This is a genomic window from Amycolatopsis sp. CA-126428 (assembly GCF_002904335.1).
Taxonomy (GTDB): domain Bacteria; phylum Actinomycetota; class Actinomycetes; order Mycobacteriales; family Pseudonocardiaceae; genus Amycolatopsis.
The window spans coordinates 385,723-402,808 of record NZ_PPHF01000030.1; the positions used below are offsets into that span (position 1 = coordinate 385,723).

Annotated in this window: 17 protein-coding genes and 1 pseudogene; 9 read left to right on the forward strand and 9 right to left on the reverse strand. The window is 71.7% G+C overall.

Annotated features, from left to right (window positions below; translation table 11 throughout):
• Positions 1-165: 165 nt before the first annotated feature.
• From C2L58_RS08540 to C2L58_RS08565, 6 genes are all read left to right on the forward strand, one after another.
• Complete coding sequence (locus tag C2L58_RS08540; RefSeq protein WP_103336976.1) at positions 166-1,665, forward strand: cellulase family glycosylhydrolase; 1,500 nt, start codon at positions 166-168, stop codon at positions 1,663-1,665.
• A 152-nt stretch (positions 1,666-1,817) separates the two neighbouring features.
• Positions 1,818-2,654, forward strand: a complete 837-nt coding sequence (locus tag C2L58_RS08545; protein ID WP_103336977.1) for a serine hydrolase — start codon at positions 1,818-1,820, stop codon at positions 2,652-2,654.
• Between the two features lie 194 nt (positions 2,655-2,848).
• Positions 2,849-4,000, forward strand: coding sequence for a Cys-Gln thioester bond-forming surface protein (locus tag C2L58_RS08550; protein WP_103336978.1), 1,152 nt, complete (start codon positions 2,849-2,851; stop codon positions 3,998-4,000).
• A 202-nt stretch (positions 4,001-4,202) separates the two neighbouring features.
• A complete protein-coding gene (locus C2L58_RS08555) occupies positions 4,203-5,030 on the forward strand; it encodes a helix-turn-helix transcriptional regulator (RefSeq protein ID WP_103336979.1) in 828 nt (275 codons plus the stop codon).
• 74 nt (positions 5,031-5,104) lie between these two features.
• Positions 5,105-5,938 (forward strand): dioxygenase family protein, encoded by an 834-nt coding sequence (locus C2L58_RS08560; RefSeq protein WP_103336980.1) that lies wholly within the window; start codon positions 5,105-5,107, stop codon positions 5,936-5,938.
• A gap of 117 nt (positions 5,939-6,055) precedes the next feature.
• Positions 6,056-6,802, forward strand: coding sequence for a thioesterase II family protein (locus C2L58_RS08565; protein ID WP_103336981.1), 747 nt, complete (start codon positions 6,056-6,058; stop codon positions 6,800-6,802).
• A gap of 39 nt (positions 6,803-6,841) precedes the next feature.
• On the opposite strand, the gene C2L58_RS08570 is transcribed toward C2L58_RS08565, so the two are convergent.
• A complete protein-coding gene (locus tag C2L58_RS08570; RefSeq protein WP_103336982.1) occupies positions 6,842-7,858 on the reverse strand; it encodes a glycoside hydrolase family 19 protein in 1,017 nt (338 codons plus the stop codon).
• A gap of 295 nt (positions 7,859-8,153) precedes the next feature.
• On the reverse strand, positions 8,154-8,402 hold the full coding sequence (locus C2L58_RS08575) for a hypothetical protein (protein WP_103336983.1): 249 nt from the start codon (positions 8,400-8,402) through the stop codon (positions 8,154-8,156).
• Between the two features lie 232 nt (positions 8,403-8,634).
• Between C2L58_RS08575 and C2L58_RS08580 the strand changes: the two genes are divergently transcribed.
• Positions 8,635-8,892: a zf-HC2 domain-containing protein gene (locus C2L58_RS08580; protein WP_233225621.1), complete on the forward strand. Its 258-nt coding sequence runs from the start codon at positions 8,635-8,637 to the stop codon at positions 8,890-8,892.
• An 84-nt stretch (positions 8,893-8,976) separates the two neighbouring features.
• On the opposite strand, the gene C2L58_RS50285 is transcribed toward C2L58_RS08580, so the two are convergent.
• Both C2L58_RS50285 and C2L58_RS50290 read right to left on the reverse strand, forming a co-directional pair.
• Positions 8,977-9,180 carry an Lrp/AsnC ligand binding domain-containing protein gene (locus C2L58_RS50285; protein WP_233225622.1) on the reverse strand — a complete coding sequence of 68 codons (204 nt, stop codon included), beginning with the start codon at positions 9,178-9,180 and terminating at the stop codon, positions 8,977-8,979.
• 146 nt (positions 9,181-9,326) lie between these two features.
• A pseudogene (locus C2L58_RS50290) lies at positions 9,327-10,145 on the reverse strand (Lrp/AsnC family transcriptional regulator); the annotation flags it as partial.
• Here C2L58_RS50290 and C2L58_RS08590 point away from each other — a divergent pair.
• Entirely contained in the window at positions 10,033-11,382 is a 1,350-nt protein-coding gene (locus C2L58_RS08590; protein WP_103336985.1) for an MFS transporter, read from the forward strand. The pseudogene C2L58_RS50290 and the gene C2L58_RS08590 sit on opposite strands and share 113 nt — an antisense overlap.
• Here the strand turns inward: C2L58_RS08590 and C2L58_RS08595 are convergent.
• The 5 genes from C2L58_RS08595 to C2L58_RS08615 form a co-directional block, all read right to left on the reverse strand.
• Complete coding sequence (locus tag C2L58_RS08595; protein WP_103336986.1) at positions 11,360-11,767, reverse strand: hypothetical protein; 408 nt, start codon at positions 11,765-11,767, stop codon at positions 11,360-11,362. The genes C2L58_RS08590 and C2L58_RS08595 overlap by 23 nt on opposite strands.
• Before the next feature lie 43 nt (positions 11,768-11,810).
• Positions 11,811-12,680 (reverse strand): oxidoreductase, encoded by an 870-nt coding sequence (locus C2L58_RS08600; RefSeq protein ID WP_103336987.1) that lies wholly within the window; start codon positions 12,678-12,680, stop codon positions 11,811-11,813.
• Positions 12,681-12,945: 265 nt separating this feature from the next.
• A complete protein-coding gene (locus C2L58_RS08605) occupies positions 12,946-13,659 on the reverse strand; it encodes a MerR family transcriptional regulator (protein ID WP_103336988.1) in 714 nt (237 codons plus the stop codon).
• A 24-nt stretch (positions 13,660-13,683) separates the two neighbouring features.
• Positions 13,684-15,108, reverse strand: coding sequence for a serine hydrolase domain-containing protein (locus C2L58_RS08610; protein WP_199191163.1), 1,425 nt, complete (start codon positions 15,106-15,108; stop codon positions 13,684-13,686).
• A 57-nt stretch (positions 15,109-15,165) separates the two neighbouring features.
• Positions 15,166-16,350, reverse strand: a complete 1,185-nt coding sequence (locus C2L58_RS08615; RefSeq protein ID WP_369904170.1) for a glycoside hydrolase family 3 N-terminal domain-containing protein — start codon at positions 16,348-16,350, stop codon at positions 15,166-15,168.
• A gap of 151 nt (positions 16,351-16,501) precedes the next feature.
• On the opposite strand from C2L58_RS08615, the gene C2L58_RS08620 reads away from it, so the two are divergent.
• Positions 16,502-17,080, forward strand: a complete 579-nt coding sequence (locus C2L58_RS08620; protein WP_103336991.1) for a helix-turn-helix transcriptional regulator — start codon at positions 16,502-16,504, stop codon at positions 17,078-17,080.
• Positions 17,081-17,086 lie beyond the last annotated feature (6 nt).

Here is a 17,086-nt window from a genome sequence, read left to right on the forward strand (position 1 = left end):
CGGACGCTGTTCGCCTGAATCGGCCGCTTTGTCGACGGGGGAGATTGACAAGCCGGGGCCGGGGAAGCGACGGTGTGACCGTGCTCTGGGAACGCTCCCAGAAGCTCCGCCGCCAGTGTGCACAAGGGAGTGCCGATGTGGGGAAGAGCCGGAAAACGTCCTGCCGTGCTTGCGGTTGCCGGGCTCGCGGTCGCCGCCGGGGTGGTCGTGACGTCGACGACCGCGGTGTCGTCCGCGCGTGAGACGAGCGCCGCGTTCGCCTGCCGGGTCACCTACTCGGCCAACGACTGGGGAAGCGGTTTCAGCCTCACCGTCGGGATCGCCAACGTCGGCTCCGCGGCGGTCGACGGCTGGACGCTGACCTACTCGTACGCCGGCAACCAGACGCTCCAGCAGGGCTGGTCGGGCACGTGGACGCAGTCCGGCAAGCGGGTCACCGTGACCAACGCGAGCTGGAACAGCGCCATCCCGGCCGGCGGTTCCGTCAACACCGGCGCGAACTTCTCCTACAGCGGCACCAACACCACGCCCACCGACTTCGCGGTCAACGGCGCCGCGTGCACCGGGACGCCGCCGACCACGGCCACGACGCCCAGCACGCTCCCGACGACGCCCACCACGACCACGACCACGACGCCACCGCCGGGCCCGGCACCCGCGTTGCACGTTTCGGGCAACAAGCTGCTCACCGCCGCCGGGAAGACCTACCGGCTGCTCGGCGTCAACCGGTCCAGCGGCGAGTTCGCCTGCGTGCAGGGCAAGGGCATGTGGGACAGCGGCCCGGTCGACCAGGCGTCGGTCGACGCGATGAAGGCGTGGAACATCCACGCGGTGCGGATCCCGCTGAACGAGGACTGCTGGCTCGGCCTGTCCGGCTCGCCCAGTGGCGCCCCCTACCAGCAGGCCGTCAAGGACTACGCGAAACTGCTGGAGGCCAACGGGATCAACCCGATCCTGGACCTGCACTGGACGCACGGCCAGTACACCGGGAACTCCTCCGCCTGCACCGACGTCAACGCGACCTGTCAGAAGCCGATGCCCGACCGGCAGTACGCGCCGGCGTTCTGGACCCAGGTGGCCACCGCGTTCAAGGGTGACGACGCCGTGGTGTTCGACCTGTTCAACGAGCCCTACCCGGACGCGGCCGGCGGCTGGTCCGACGCGGCCGCCGAGTGGAAGTGCCTGCGCGACGGCGGCACTTGCACGGGGATCGGCTACCCCGTCGCGGGGATGCAGGAGCTGGTCGACGCGGTCCGCGCGACCGGCGCCAAGAACGTGGTGATGACGGCCGGCCTCACCTGGACCAACGACCTCACGCAGTGGCTGACCTACCGGCCCGCCGACCCGGCGGGCAACCTGATGGCGTCCTGGCACTCCTACAACTTCAATGCCTGCGTCACGGTGTCCTGCTGGGACAGCCAGATCGGGCCGGTCGCGGCCCAGGTCCCGGTGCAGGCCGGGGAAATCGGGCAGAACAGCTGCGGGCACGACTACGTCGACCAGGTGCTGGCCTGGCTGGACGCGCACAACCTCGGCTACACGGCCTGGACGTGGAACCCGTGGGGCTGCAGTGGCGGCAACGTGCTGATCGAGGACTACACCGGCACGCCGACCAAGACCTACGGCGAGGGCTTCCGGGCCCATCTCCTGACCGTCAACCCGTAGGGCGGACGCGCTGATCGGGGCCGCCGCCGCCGTGCCGGGCAGCACGGCGGCGGCGGCCGCTGCCGGGTGAGCCGAGCGGGGCTCGCCGCGCCCCGTCGTCCGTGCGAGTCTTCAGGGCGGAACCACCCGCTCGCCTTCACCCGGGAGACTCCATGGGCAAGCTCCTGCTCACCGCGCTGCTGGCGGCCTTCGCGCTGGTGCCGTCGCCGTCGCCGTCGCCGGCCGCCGGCGGCGGCGGTGGCCCGCGGGACGCCGACCCCTTCGGCCCGGACCTGCGGGCGCGGATCGCGCGGGCGCAGGCCTACGCCGACAGCCGGCCCGGGGTGACCGGGATCGTGCTCCGGGATCGCCGGACCGGCGCCGTCCACCGCAGCCCGGCCGCCGGCACGCTGATCTGGGCCTGCTCGACGCCGAAGCTGGCCATGGCCGTCGACCTGCTGCTGCGGGAGGACTCCGGCGCGATCAAGCTGACCGCCGGAGACCGCGACGCGATGCACCGGATGCTCCATTCCAGTGATGACGCCGCCGCCCACGCGCTGTGGACCCGTTTCGGCGGCGAAGCCGAGTTCGCGCGGCGATTTCCGGCATACGGAATGACCGACATGCGGTTCAGTGATCGCCACCCGCACCACTGGGGCTGGATCCGCACCACGGCGGACGACCTGGACCGGCTGATCGAATACGTCCTGACCCTGCCCCCGCGCCTGCGCGACCACCTCGTCGGGGAACTGCGCACCGTGGACGCCAACCAGCAGTGGGGCGTCTGGGGCGCCGGGCCCGCCGCCCGGCCCGGGAACAAGAACGGCTGGTCAGACGACAACGACGACGGTTCGTGGATCATGAACTCGGTCGGTTTCGCGGGGCCGGGCGAGCGGTACACCCTGGCCTTGATGAACGACACCGGGGTGATCTCCGGCGGCGATGAGGTCGGCAAGGAGACCACCACGAAGATCGCCGAAATCCTGTTCGGCGGGTATTTCGGCGCCTGAATTCGCGCCCCATTCAGGGGATTTTCGAAAGTGAATGGTGTTATGGGGGCACCGTGTGTAGCCCCCTGTGAGGTCTGTGTATGCTGCGATTCGCTTGACCGGGTGATCACTCACCCGAATCGGTGGCCGCCGTGGTCGGGGTTGGTGATCTCACGCGGCCCTAACGGCGTGGTTCGGGCTCGGATAGGAGATTTATGCAGGTCAGGTCAGCTTTCGCGCGCGGCGGGATCGCGGTGCTCGCCGCGGCCGCCGCGGTCATGGTCAGCGCCCCCTTCGCCCTCGCGGACGACGGCGCCGCACGCGGCCGGATCGACGAGGCCACGAGCAAGCGCGTCTACCGGGTCAACACCGACCAGGGTGACCCCTACGCCAAGCTGTTCAGCTTCAAGCTGTCGGACGGCAAGTCGCTCAAGCTCTACTGCGTGGAGTTCACCACCCACGCCCGCGACGACGTCGACATGGTCGAGACGCCGTGGAACAAGTACCCGAACGCCGGCTCGCCGTTCCGCAAGAACAGCGACAAGCTCAACTGGGTGCTGCACCACGGCTACCCGGCCCTCGGGCTCGACGCGGTGGAAGCCGAGCTGGCCAAGCAGGGTGTCAAGGTCCACGACGGCCTCACCGAGGCCGAGGCGATCACCGGGACGCAGGCCGCGGTGTGGCACTTCAGCGACGGCGTGAACCTCGACCTGAAGAAGCCGCTGGCCGAGGACAACCCGGCCGAGACCAACGCCGACGTCGCCGCGCTGTACAGCTACCTGATCGGCGACCAGAACACCGGCATCGGCGCGCAGCCGAAGCCGGTCCTGGACATCGCGGGGCCGAAGACCGCGGGCACGGCCGGCACCAAGATCGGCCCGTTCCAGGTCGCCACGAACGGTGCCGTCACGTCGCTGACCACCCAGCTGCCCGACGGCGTCAAGGTCACCGACGCCGACGGCAAGGAGGTCAAGGGCACCGACGTCAAGGACGGCAGCAAGCTGTTCGTCGACGTCCCGGCCGGCACCAAGCCGGGCAACGGCTCGTTCTCGCTCAAGGCCACCGGCGAGGTGGACACCGGCCGCCTGTTCGTCGCGGAGAACTACGCGAAGCAGCCGGCGCAGTCGCTGATCGTCGCCGACTCGGAGAAGACCGAGGTGGCCGCGAAGGCGGCCGCGAGCTGGACCGAGGCGCCCGCCACCACCCCGGCCACCACCGTGCCGAGCACGCCCGGCGGTGCCCCCTCCGGTGGCGGCGAGCTGGCCAACACCGGTGTCGACGCCGCGGTTCCGTTCGGCATCGGCGGCCTGCTGCTCGGCGGCGGCGCGCTGATGCTGCTGATCAACCGGCGCCGCAGCCGCGCGTGACGCGGTAACGCAGTACCACTGAACGGGGCTGGTCCACTGTGGACCAGCCCCGTTCTGCGGTCCGGTACCCGACGATCGGATTGCGATCATCGGGGCAAACCCGGCGAACAGCACGGGGACCGACTTAGACTTGCGGGCCATGCGCGGTACGACGGTTCCGCCCGGGACGCCCTGCCGGCCTCCGCGGCCGGGGGAGCTGCCGATGCACCGGCTCGAGGTCCCCGCCCCGCACACGCTCCCGTTCGCCGTCGGCACGTTCGACACGATCGGGCCGCTGTCCCGCGCGGATTTCCCGCACCGGCACACGTTCCACGAGCTCGTCCACGTCACCGGCGGCACCGGCGCGCACGTCGTCGACACCGCGCGCTGGCCGCTGCGGCCGCCGCACTTCGGCGTCATCGCGCCCGGGCAGGTGCACCAGTGGGCCGGCGTCCGGGGTCTCACCGGGCACGTCGTGCTGTTCACCGACGACTTCCTCCTCGACCACCCGGCCGATCGCGAGCTCCTGCGGCGGCTGAGCGAACGGCCGTGGCTGCACCTGGACGAGCACGCCGACGCCCAGGTCGCCCGGCTGGTCGCCGACCTCGAGGACGAGTACCACCGCGGCGGTGGGGGCACGGAGTCGGTGCTGCGGGCGCTGGTCCACGTCCTGGTCGTGCGGGCGGGACGGCTGCTGGGAACGCCGCCGCCTGAACCCGCCGGCGCGGTGGCGGCGGAGTTCGTCCGGCTCGCCGGCCGCCCCGGACCGGGGCCGTGGTCGGTGCGCGCGCACGCCGAACGCCTCGGCGTCAGCCCCGGCCACCTCACCGAGGCGGTGAAGGCCGCGACCGGCCGCACCGCCGCGCAGCTGCTGCGGGAGGCCCGGACCCGGGAGGCGCAGCGGTTCCTGCTCCGGACGGACCTCACCGTCCGGCAGGTGGCGAGCCGCGTCGGGTTCGCCGACCCGGCCTACTTCTGCCGGTTCTTCCGCCGCGAGACCGGGTTGAGCCCCGGGGACTTCCGGCGCGGCGGGGAGAAGCACCACGACTGACCGATCCAGTCCATCGCCGCCCGCCCGTGCGCTGCCTACGTTCGAGGGATCCCCCGATCCCACGAGGAGCAGGCATGGACGAGGAGAACAAGCTCAGCCGCAAGACGGTGCTGAAGGCCGCGCTCGCCGCGGGTGTCGCCGCGCCGGTCGCGCTGCTCGGCGGCCCGGCGCTGGCCCGCGCGAACGCCGTCGGCGGCACGGCACCGGAGCTGACGCCGGCGTGCCACGACGACGACGATCCGACGATCGAGCAGACCGAGGGGCCGTACTTCAAGCCGAACTCGCCGGAACGGACCAACCTCGTCACGCCCGGCACCCAGGGCACGCGGCTGACCGTGACCGGCTACGTCTTCGGCCGCGCCTGCCTGCCGGTCAACCGCGCGCTGCTGGACTTCTGGCAGGCCGACGTCAACGGCGCCTACGACAACACCGGCTACACCTTCCGCGGGCACCAGTACACCAACGCCCAGGGCGCGTTCACGCTGTCCACGATCGTGCCGGGCCTCTACCCGGGCCGGACCCGGCACATCCACGTGAAGGTGCATGCACCCGGCCGGCCGGTCGTGACCACGCAGCTCTACTTCCCCGGCGAGCCGCGCAACAACACCGACACGATCTTCGACGCGCGGCTGCTGATGACCGTGCGGGACAACGGCTCGGCGAAGGAAGCGGCCTTCGACTTCGTGCTCGACGTCGCGCAGGCACCGACGTCCACGCGGCCCACGCCGACGTCCTCCACGCCGACCACCGCCACCCCGCCCGGAGGCACCTCGTGGGCGGTGGGCACCGCGTACCCGGCGGGCGCCCGGGTCACCTACGGCGGCCGCGGTTACGTCTGCCTGCAGGCGCACACCGCGCAGCCCGGCTGGGAACCCCCGGCCGTCCCGGCCCTGTGGCGGGCGGAGTGACGCTGCCCGGCTGATCGGCACCGGCGGGCTCCCGGCCGCATCCCGGGGGCCTGCCGGGCCGCCGGCCGCGCACGTGAGGGGTCGACGCCGGCCCGGCGGCCTGCCAGATTGGGGGCCATGACGATTTCCCTCGACGCGTCCGCGTGGGTCCGGCGTTTCCACCCGGCGCCGTCGGCGTCGCCGCGGCTCGTGTGCTTCCCGCACGCCGGAGGGGCGGCGAGCTACTTCCACCCCGTTTCGGCGGCGCTCGCGCCCGCGGTGGAGGTGCTGGCCGTGCAGTACCCCGGCCGGCAGGACCGGCACACCGAAGCTCCGGTCGACGACCTGTTCGTGCTCGCCGACCGGCTGGCGGACGTGCTCGCCCCGGAGATCACCGGGCCGGTGGCGTTCTTCGGCCACAGCATGGGCGCCAGCCTGGCCTTCGAGGTCGCGCGGCGGCTCGAAGCGCGGGGCACGAAGCTGCTCACCCTGTTCGTCTCCGGGCGGCGAGGGCCGTCGGCGCCCCGTGACGAGCGGATCCACGAGAAGGACGACGAAGCACTGCTGGCCGAGGTCAAGCGGCTCGGCGGCACCGACACATCGGTGCTGGACGACGAAGACATCCGCAGCCTCGTGCTGCCCGCCCTGCGCAGCGACTACAAGGCCGCCGAGCTCTACCACTACCGGCCCGGCCCCGACGTCGGCTGCCCGATCGTGGCGCTGGTCGGCGCCCAGGACCCGAAGGTCACCGAGGCCGAGGCGCGGGAGTGGGCGGAGCGGACGTCGGCGGCCTTCGAGCTGAAGACGTACCCGGGCGGCCACTTCTACCTGAACGACCAAGCGGCGGCGGTCATCCGGCTGATCGCCGACCGGCTCGCCGGCTGAGCGGGCGGGCGGGGAAGTGGCCCCCGCCCGCCCGACGGCTCAGCAGTACAGGTTGGCGCCGGGGTCGACGCCGAGGACCGACGCGATCTGGCGGTACTTCGAGACGCGGCTCTCGACCTGGGCGGGGTTGCCGCCGTTGCACTCGATGGAGCCGTTGATGCTGCGGATGGTTTCGCCGAAGCCGCGGCTGTTGACCATGGCGTTGTGCGGGGTCATGGAGCCGGGGCCGCTCTGGGTGTTCCAGTACCAGAGCCCGGTCTTCCAGGCGACGGCCGAGTTCTGCTCGACCTGCCAGGGGTTGCCCAGCAGGTCGATGCCGAGCGCGTCACCGGCGGCCTTGTAGTTGAAGTTCCAGCTGAGCTGGATCGGGCCGCGGCCGTAGTAGGCGGACTGGCCGGCGGGGCAGCCGTAGGGCTGGTTCCAGTCGCAGTAGTGCGGGTAGTTGGCGGTGTTCTGCTCGACGATGTAGACGAGACCGCCGGTTTCGTGGTTGACGTTGGCGAGGAAGGCCGCGGCTTCCTGCTTCTTCACGGTGTCGCTGCCGGTGGTGGCGAAGCCGGGGTAGGCCGACAGCGCCGCGGTGAGGCCGCTGTAGCTGTAGAAGGAGTTCCGGCCCGGGAAGATCTGGTTGAACTGGGCTTCGCTCACGACGAAGGCACCCGGATTGCCGGGATCGGTGCCGCCGCCACAGCTGAACGGCTCCCAGTACCAGGTGCTGATGACGGGGTCGTAGCCCGGGTTGGCGTTCTTGGCGCGGTAGTAGCCGCCGTTGGTGTAGCGCACGATCGCGCCCACGTCGTACCACTGGCCGGCCACCCAGTTCGGGTAGCTGCAGGTGCTCCCGCCGCCGCCGTCGCAGCTGTAGGGCTCCCAGTACCAGGTGCTGATGACGGGGTCGTAGCCGGGGTTGGCGTTCTTGGCGCGGTAGTAGCCGCCGTTGGTGTACCGCACGACGGCACCGACGTCGTACCACTGGCCCGCAACCCAGTTCGGCGCACTGCACGAGGCGGCGGCCGCCTGCGAAGCGTGCCCGGTGACGGCGGGCACGCCGAACACGAGGCCGGCAACGGCGGCAACAGCGGACAGGACCGCGACAAGGCGTCTTCTCAAGACTCACTCCTTCGGCCACGACGGAACCCGGGCGCGCAGGCGCCCGGTGTCGAGGGGTGGGGTGCTCATCCGGCCGAGACGAACGTGACACGGTGACTAGAGCAGATTGGTCTAGTCCAGTCAAGGTCGCTCGGGTGCCGCGGGCAAGGGTTGTGCGCGAACGTCCCTGGTGACGTTTGGAGAACGGGTGCGCCGCGGGGCGGGCGACGCGGCACCCAAGCCGCGTGGCCCGCCCGGCACGTCACCGCGCTTGGGGAATCCTCAGCTGCGCGACCGGGGCGACGTGCAGGATGCGCTGCAGTCTCGCCCGGCCCAGCCGGTGGAGCATCTCCCCGAGCTCCTCCGGCGCGATGCTCCCCTCGAGGTCGAGCCGCGTCGTCCGGACGACGCGGTCGATCTCCGACGCGGGGAGACGCCCCGCGAACTCCCCGGCCAGCCACACCCCGACCTCGTCCACGACGTCGTCCGCCCGGTGGCTCCGTACGGTCATCGCTCTCCTCTTTCGGATCGCCTTCTTGCCCAGGTCGAAGCCGGGAAATTCCGGTCCGACGCCAGTCCGACGAGCGAGCCGGGGACCCATGACGCCGAATCGGTGAAGTTGGGGGCACAAAAGCTTTCCGTGTTCGGACGGGTGAACTCCGTGACCATCGGTGTCACTCACATGGGCTGTTTGCCCCCTGAAGTTGTCGGCCGTTCGGGTAGAAAACCGGGGAACTTCGCCGATGAAGCGTCCCGCTCAGGACCCTGGAGACATCGGGACAGTGCGGGCGTTCTTCACGGGACGCGGAACGGAGACGCGATCCATGGGCCGGTACGACCGGACCGACCTCGGGGCGTACAGCCTGGGGTTGCTCGACGCCGCCGAGACGGCCCGGGTGGAGCGGCACCTTTCGGCGTGCCCGGACTGCCGCCAGGAGGTCCGGGAGTTCGAAGCCGTCCGCGGCATGCTGGACCACCTGGTCGACGTCAAGTCCACTTAGGACAGCGCGGGGGCGCGGTCCGCAGCAGGGGTGCCGTCTCCAGCAGAAACCGTCCTGACCTGCACTGCAAGAGCATCCGCACCCTCAGCGCGAGGCGGCCGCCTTGACGGTCCGCAGCACAGGCGCCGTCTCCAGGGTCCGGATGGCGTCCAGTGCCCCGAGCCGGTGCGTCAGGTAATGGTGCAGCGCGGCCGCGTCCGGGCAAAGCGCCTGCGCGACCAGGTTCGCCGGGCCCGTCGTCGCGGCGACGAGCGCGAGCTCCGGGTGCGTCGCCAGCGTCCGGGCCACCCGGTCCAGCCGGCCGGCGCCACTGCCATCCAGAGCAGCGCCTGCGTCGTCACGCCCAGCGGCTCCGGGGCGATCTCCAGGTCGAAGAACACCGTGCCGCCCGCCTGGAGGTCGGCCAGGCGGCGCGCGACGGTCGCCGCCGACCAGCCGGTCGCCGTGGCCAGCTCGGCCAGGCCCGCGCGGCCGTCGCGCTGCAGGGCCGCCATCAGGGCGTCGTCGGTGGCGGTCAGCGGTTTGCCCGGGCTCGCGTGCACCGGCGTGAGGGCTGCGACCTGGGCCGCGTCGAGGGCGTTCGCCCGCCCGAGCCACGCCGTCGGGCCGCCGAAGTAGCGGTGCAGCAGTTGATGCGCCGAGACCGCGGTGATGCTCGCCGTGCGCGGGATGTCGCGCAGCAGCAACGCGTGGTCGCTCGCGGCCGGCGTGTGCACGTTCACGCAGATCTCCGTGCCGCCCGACATCAGCTTGATCCACGCCGTGTCGGCGCGGCGGCCCAGCGCCTGGGCCAGGTCCTGTGCCGTGTGCGGGGTCGCCGTCAGCCGGACCATCCACTCGGCCTGCCCCGCCCGCTGCGGGTCCGGCAGGCCGACGACGCGCAGCGACGCCTCCGCACGAAGACGCCGGTAGCGCCGCGCCACCGTCTGCGTCGAGACGCCGAGGACGTCGCCGATCTTCGTGAACGGCGCCCGGCCGTCGATGTGCAGCGCGTGGATCAGCGCGCGATCGACGGCATCCAGCGTGGTCATATCCCTCATTGAACCGTATTGGACGGAAGAAATACGCCAACTAGTGCCAGAAGATGGAACGTTGAGCGGCCGAGTTGTCAGGGTGGGCGTCGAACGAAAGGAGCCACCCTTGCCCACCATCACGCGTGACCGGCGGCGCTGGGCCGCATTGGCCGTGCTGCTCGTCGCCGAGGCGATGAACCTGCTCGACGCCACGATCGTGCAGGTCGCCGGCCCGGCCATCCACGCCGACCTGGGCGGCCCGGCCGCCGGCATCCCCTGGTTCAGCGCGGCCTACACCCTGCCCTTCGCCGTCTTCCTCATCACCGGCGGCCGGCTCGGCGACATCTTCGGCCGGGCCCGCATCTTCCGCATCGGCGTGGCGGGCTTCGTGCTCGCGTCGCTGGCCTGCGCGGCCGCCCCGGCCGCCGGGCCGCTGATCGCGGCCCGCGCGGTGCAGGGCGCGGCGGCCGCGCTGATCATCCCGCAGACCATCGGCCTCATCCGGGCCCTCTTCGACGGCGGCGAACTCGCCAAGGCGCTGGGCACCATCGGGCCGGTCATGGGCCTGTCCGCGGTCACCGGCCCGCTGCTCGGGGGCCTGCTGACGCAGGCGGTGTCGTGGCGGGCGGTGTTCCTGGTGAACGTTCCGCTGGGGCTCGCGGTGCTCTTCGCCGCGCGGCTGCTGCGGGAGGACCGCGCCGCCACCCGGCCCCGGCTCGACGTCACCGGCACGCTGCTCGTCGTCGGCGGGGCCGGGCTGCTCGTCTACCCGCTGATCGATCCCGCGGGAACGGACTGGGGCCTGCTCGCGGCCGGGGCCGTGCTGCTGGTCGTGTTCGGCTTCCAGCAGCGCCGTGCGGCCGCGCCGCTGGTCGAGCGGAGCCTGTTCGCCCACCGCGGGTTCCCGGCGGCGCTCGCCGGTTCGCTGCTGTTCTTCGCGGTGATGACCGGCCTGATGCAGGTCGTGCCGATGCAGCTCCAGCTCGGGTCCGGCGCCGACGTCCGCACCGCGGGCCTGACGCTGCTGCCGCTCTCGGCGGGGCTCGCGGTGTCGTCGTACGTCGCCGGCGCCCGGCTGGTGCCGAAGTTCGGCTCGCGCGTGATGTTCGCCGGGCTGACCCTGCTGGTGACCGGGATCCTGGCCATGGAAGCCGGCGGGGTGGGCGCCTACCCGTGGGCGCTGGCGCTGTGCGGGCTCGGGATGGGGACGTTCACGGTGCCGTTCTTCACCGCGGCCCTGAGCCGGGTGCGGCCGCACGAGACGGGCTCGGCCGCCGGGCTGCTCAACGCGGTGCAGCAGCTCGGCGGCACCCTGGGCGTCGCCCTGCTCGGTGGCCTCTACCTCGGCACCGGCACGGCGGCCGCGGCGCTCGGCCTGGGTGCCGCGCTCGCCGTGGCCGCCGCGGTGGCGGTGGTTCCGCTCACTGCTCGCAAGGAGGGCAGCGCCCCGGAATTCAGTAGTCGTCGCGGCCGGTGAACTGCTGCTCCAGCAGTTCGGCCGCGCCGGCGACCAGCTCGAGCGGATCGGTGAACTCGTTGATGTCGAGGTTGATCAGCGGCAGCGAGTGCCGGAGCACGACGTGTTCGCCCATCACCGCCAGCCCGCCCACGACGATCGCCTCGCCGACCTCGGTCAGCACCTCGAGGAGGTCGACCTCGTCGTGGCGGGCGAACGGCGTGGCGATCTGCACCCAGTCCTCGCGCTGGTCGAGGATCTCGCGGGCGATCACCACGATCTGGGCGCGCTGTTCGGTGTCGGGATCGTCGCCGAAGACGAGGCGGATGCGCAGCTCGTCGGGCTCGTCGCGCACCACCCGGTACGACTCCCTGATGTAAGCGACCAGATCGCCCCACTCCGCCACGGCTTCTCCGTCCTCGTGCCAGTCCGAGCGCTCAGCGTAGCGATCAGGCGGCGCCGATCCGGTCCAGATCGGCGAGAACGTCGGCGGGCAGTTCGAGATCGGCGGCGGCGAGGTTCTCCCGCAGGTGCCCGGGCGACGACGTCCCGGGGATCAGCAGCATCGACGGCGACCGCCGCAGCAGCCAGGCGAGCGCGACCTGCATCGGCGTGGCACCGACCCGCGCGGCGCAGTCGTCGAGCAGCCCGGACTGCAGCGGGCTGAACCCGCCGAGCGGGAAGTAGGGCACGAAGGCGATCCCCTCGGCGGCGCACTTGTCGACGAGGTCGTCGTTCTCGCGGTGGGCGAGGTTGTACTGGTTCTGCACGCAGACGACGGGCGCGATCGCCTTCGCTTCGTCGAGCTGCTCGGCGCTGACGTGGCTGACGCCGAGGTGCCGGATCAGCCCCTGCTCGCGCAGTTCGGCGAGCACCCCGAAGGGTTCGGCGAGCGACATCGGCACGGGGTAGTCGCCGGCGGCGTTGCTGAGCCGCAGGTTGACGACGTCGAGCGCGTCGACGCCGAGGTTGCGCAGGTTGTCGTGCACGGCCTCGGTGAGCTCCGCGGCCGACAGCGCGGGCGGCCAGCCCTTGTCCGCGCTCCGCCGCGCCCCCACCTTCGTCACGATGACGAGCGATTCGGGGTAGGGGTGCAGGGCTTCCTTGATCAGGGCGTTCACGGTGTGGGGGCCGTAGTAGTCACTGGTGTCGAGGTGCGTGACCCCGCGATCGACGGCCTCCCGCAGCACGGCGACGGCGGTGTCGTGGTCCTTCGGCGGCCCCCACACACCGGGCCCGGCCAGTTGCATGGCGCCGTAACCCATGCGGGTAACGGAAAGTTCGCCGCCGAGGGTGAAGGTACCGCCGAGGTTCGCCATGCCGCTCCTTGCTCCGGGTGCCGTCGCGGGAAAGTCTAGCCGCGTCCGGCTTCCGGTTTTTGTCGGTGGCAACCGGTAGCGTGTAAATCGGGGGCTGCTCACGTCGCCACGCTGCTGTTTCCCTTGCACCACAAGGGAATTCGCGACCGAAATCTCTTCCCGAGGTTCACCCGATTCAGCGGTGACGTTCGAACGCGTGTTCGGTAACGTCGTTGGTGTGACTACGACGATTCCTTCCACACAACCGAAAACGCCGGCCGAGGCCTCACCGCTCCGCCATCAGCCGGGCAAGACGATCCCAGGCCGGCGAAGACCCGCCGGGCAAGGACTCCGCGGCCAGCCGGGCCATCGCCGGATTGCCGGCCGCGGCGGATTCCGGCCGCCCGGCGAACCAGTTCCGCGTGCGGTCCGCGAGCCCGGGCAGGCGGGGATCATCCGCCGCCCAGTCGTAAGCGGCGTCGTGCTCGAGGCAGAGGGCCCGGAATTCGGCGTCCGCCAACAGATCCCGCTTCTCGGCGATCCACCGGGCGGCGTCCCCGGGCGAGGCCGTCCGCATGAGGATCCAGCCGTCGCGTTCCAGGCGCAGGTGGCGCTCGCTGACGCCGAGCTCGCGCAGGTCGTCCAGGTACTCGGCGACCTCCGGGGAAACGAAGAGCCGGTCGCCGCCGCGCAGCTGGGCGAGCTGGTCGCGGGTCCGCCGCAGTTGCGCGATGCGCTCCTCGAGCTCGTCGTCGATTTCGGCGATGGCGGTCGCGAGCGTGGCTTCGTCGGCGTCGAGGAGGTCCTTGATCCGGGCCAGCGGCACCCCCGCGGCGGCCAGCGTCCGGATCTTGACCAGGTCGATGGCGTGCTGCGCGGTGTAGCGCCGGTAACCCGACGAGTCGCGGCCGGGCTCGGCGAGCAGGCCGCGCTCGTGGTAGTGCCGCACGGCTTTGACGGTCACGCCGGCGTAGTCCGCGAGCCGGCCGATCGTGATCATGCGCGCATCCTTCCAGGACATCGGTCAAACCCGCCGGGTCAGGCGGCCGCCGCCGTTGCGGAAGCGCGCCCGGCCGTTGCGCAGGTCGTGGTAGGAGACGAGCAGGAGGCGGAGGTAGCCGTCGAACGTCTCCGGCGGGTAGCCGGCGGGCGCGAAGAGCCCGGGGCGGATCGGCACGTAGTACCGCGGCGGCGCCGAGGTCGCCCCACCGGCGAACGCGGTGAAAATCCGCTCCTGCGCCTCGTCCGCCGGCTCGTACGTCATGCGCTCTTCAAGCCGGCCGTCCACGACGCTGACGTCGATGCGGAGCTGGTCGGAGCGGTAGGTGCCCACGTAGGGCGCGAGATCGACGTCCGGCTCCGGCTCGGTGAGGACGGCAGGCACCGGAACTCCGAGGTGGTCGCGCAGGAGCAGCTGCAGGATCCGGTCCTGCAGCACGATGGCGCCGGGAGTGTTGCCGAAGGCCGTGAAGACCAGGTCGTGCCCGGGCACCACGCACAGGATGGCCACGCCACCGGGCGAGGCACCCGACATGGCCAGCACCGTCGTGTCGCCGAAGGGGTACCGGACCCAGCCCAGGCCCATCGGCGGGACGTTCGGGGTGGCCATGTCGTGCGACACCCGCTGCATCAGCGCGACCGACTCGGCGGAGAGGAGGCGGGCTCCGGCGGGCGACACCCCGCCCGCGAGGTGGGTGCGCCCGAACGCGAGCAGGTCGGTGACGGTGCCGATCGGCGTGCCACCGGCCGGCCCCCAGGTGTCAGGCAGCATGAACATGTCCGTCGGCCGGGGCGTCATGGTGGTGGGATCCGGGAAGTGGCCGATCGCGGTCCCGCGCAGGATGGCCCGGGCGGCGGAGGTGCTGGAGTCCTTCATCCCGGCGGGGGCGTAGACGTCCCGCTCGAGCAGCTCCGGGAAGGGCAAGCCGGTGACCACCTCCAGCAGCCGGCCCGCGACGATCATGCCGCCGTTGGAGTAGCTGAGCTGCTCACCGGGCTCGAACAGGGTGCCGCAGCTGCTCGCCAGGCCCTCGACGTACGTCTTCAGGGCGTCGCGGCCCGAGGCGTCGGGGAAGTAGAGGTCCGCGTCGATGCCGTTGGTGTGCGAGATCAGGTGCCGGACGAGGATCCGGTCCGCGGCGCCGGGCGTGCGCAGGGCGAATTTCGGGAGGTACTTCGCCACCGGTGCGTCCAGGTCCAGGAGCCCGCGTTCGACCTGCTGGAGGACCAGCGTGGTGGTCAGGACCTTGGTCACCGAGCCGAAGAGGAACCCGGTGTCCTCGCGCACCGGGGCCCCGGTGGCGGCGTTCGCGGTGCCGTGGGCCAAGACGATCTGTGCGCCGGCGTGGTGGATGCCGGCGACGAACCCGGGAATGTGGTCGGCCTCGCAGCGGGCGGCGATCTCTGCGCGGATCCGGGCTTCGATGGTGCGCAGTGCGTTCTCGGTCATGCGAACCATCGTCGAACCCTCCCCCAGGGGCGGGGTCAAGCCGGATGTCCCGGAACGTCAGCAGAGCCCCTTGCCCCGCAACACCCGGGCGACCGACTCCTGCACCCGCGTCTTCGGCAGCTCGCCGGCCTGCACGGCCTTCACCAGCCGGTCCAGCACCTCGTCCACCCGGCCCCCGGAGGACCACAAGGCCTCGTCCGCGCCGGCCTGCAGCGCCTTCAGCACCGCCTCCGGCAGCGAGTACTGCGCGGTGATCGCCTTCATCGCCCCGAGGTCGTCCGTCACGATCGGGCCGGTGAACGCGAACTCGCCGCGCAGCAGTTGGTACGCGGCGGGCGAGAGGGACGCCGGGAGGCCGTTGGTCAGGTCCGGCACGTCGAGGTGGCCGACCATCACGGCGACCGGGCCGTAGTCGGCCAGGCCGCGGTACGGCACCAGGTCGACCGCGCGCAGCTTGTCGAGCGGCGGCGTGACCACCGTGCCTTTGTGGGAGTCGCCCGAGCCGTGGCCGTGGCCGGGGAAGTGCTTCAGCACCGGCTGGACACCCGCGTCGCGAAGGCCCTCCGCGAACGCTTTCGCGTACGTCTTCACCCGGGCCGGGTCCGGGCTGAACGACCGGTCGCCGATCACGTCGTCGTCCGGGGCGCCCGTGACGTCGGTGTCCGGGGCGAAGTCCACCGTCACCCCGCGGGCGTGCAGCTGGCGGCCTCGCTCGGCGGCCAGCGCGCGGACCTCGTCGGGCGACTTGGTCGCGGCCATCGTCCGGGCCGAAGGCAGCTCGCCGTCGAGGTCGTCGATGCGCTGGACGCGGCCGCCTTCCTCGTCGACCGACACCGCCACCGGCACCCGGGCCACGGCTTGGACCGCGGCCAGCGAGCGATCTTTCAACAACGCTGTTGCGTTACCCCCGATGAAGATCCCGCCCACCTGGTGATCACGTACCAGGGACACCGTCGCCGCCGGGTTGTCGCCGGAGACGCCCACGACGACCAGCTGCGCCACCTGGGCGCGGACGTCGAGCCCGCCGACCAGCGGCGCGCAGCCGTCCGGCCGCTCGAGACGCGAGGTGGGGGTGGGCGCCGCGGGAGGAGGAGCCGCCGGCGGAGGAGGAGGAACCGGCCGATCGGAGGTCAGCGGCACCGCCAGCCCGGAGACGATCCGCGGTTGCAGGCCCGAGACCAGCAGACACCCGGCCACGATGGAGAACGCCACCCCGAGGGCGGCAAGACTTCGGCGGTTCATCGGTCCCTTCACTCGTCGATGTGTCCCCTCGACCGTAGTCGACGGCCAAACTTCACGGTGTGAAGAAGGTCCCGCCGGCGTTAGAGGATTCGTGAAGGCGTCCTCAGCAGACTGGCCCGAGTCAGGTTTCGTCGTGGGCGGGGAGGGTTCGATGGACCAGGTGCGAGTGGCGGCGTGGGCATCCGACCCGATCGCCCTGACCGGGCTGACCAACCACCTGAAGTCGCGCCCGGAGCTGCTGGTCCTGCCGCGCGCCCGCCGGGGTGAGGCGGCGGTGCTGGTGTTCGCCGTCGGGGAGGTCGACCGCGAGGCCGTCGCCGCGCTGCGGGCCGCGGCCGCCGAGTCGCCGGCCGCGATCGTGCTGGTCGCCGGGCATGTCGACCCCGAGCACGTGGGCGTGCTCGCCGACTGCCACGTCTCCGCCGTGCTGCCGCGGACCGCGCTCGACCGGCTGACCGCGAACGTGCTCGGCGCGGCGCGGGGCCGCTCGTCTTCGCTGCGTGAGCAGGTCGAGGCCCTGGCCAACGAGGGCGGCGGGGCGGCACTCACGCCGCGCGAGGTGGATGTGCTTCGCCTGATGGCCGAAGGCTGGGACACTGCCGAGATCGCGGGCAAGCTCTGCTACTCGGAACGGACCGTGAAGAACGTCATCTACGCCATGACCAACCGGCTCAACCTGCGCAACCGGCCGCACGCGGTCGCGTACGCCGTGCGGGCCGGTGTGATCTGAGGAAGC

Bases quoted from the DNA above. Each gene is read 5' to 3' on its own strand.
- C2L58_RS08605 (WP_103336988.1), bottom strand. From the start codon at position 13,659: ATGATCACGATCGGCCGGCTCGCGGACTACGCCGGCGTGACCGTCAAA.
- C2L58_RS08620 (WP_103336991.1), top strand. From the start codon at position 16,502: ATGGACCAGGTGCGAGTGGCGGCGTGGGCATCCGACCCGATCGCCCTG.
- C2L58_RS08555 (WP_103336979.1), top strand. From the start codon at position 4,203: ATGCACCGGCTCGAGGTCCCCGCCCCGCACACGCTCCCGTTCGCCGTC.
- C2L58_RS08560 (WP_103336980.1), top strand. From the start codon at position 5,105: ATGGACGAGGAGAACAAGCTCAGCCGCAAGACGGTGCTGAAGGCCGCG.
- C2L58_RS08575 (WP_103336983.1), bottom strand. From the start codon at position 8,402: ATGACCGTACGGAGCCACCGGGCGGACGACGTCGTGGACGAGGTCGGG.
- C2L58_RS08600 (WP_103336987.1), bottom strand. From the start codon at position 12,680: ATGGCGAACCTCGGCGGTACCTTCACCCTCGGCGGCGAACTTTCCGTT.
- C2L58_RS08610 (WP_199191163.1), bottom strand. From the start codon at position 15,108: ATGACCGAGAACGCACTGCGCACCATCGAAGCCCGGATCCGCGCAGAG.
- C2L58_RS08580 (WP_233225621.1), top strand. From the start codon at position 8,635: ATGAAGCGTCCCGCTCAGGACCCTGGAGACATCGGGACAGTGCGGGCG.
- C2L58_RS08565 (WP_103336981.1), top strand. From the start codon at position 6,056: ATGACGATTTCCCTCGACGCGTCCGCGTGGGTCCGGCGTTTCCACCCG.
- C2L58_RS08615 (WP_369904170.1), bottom strand. From the start codon at position 16,350: ATGAACCGCCGAAGTCTTGCCGCCCTCGGGGTGGCGTTCTCCATCGTG.
- C2L58_RS08550 (WP_103336978.1), top strand. From the start codon at position 2,849: ATGCAGGTCAGGTCAGCTTTCGCGCGCGGCGGGATCGCGGTGCTCGCC.
- C2L58_RS08545 (WP_103336977.1), top strand. From the start codon at position 1,818: ATGGGCAAGCTCCTGCTCACCGCGCTGCTGGCGGCCTTCGCGCTGGTG.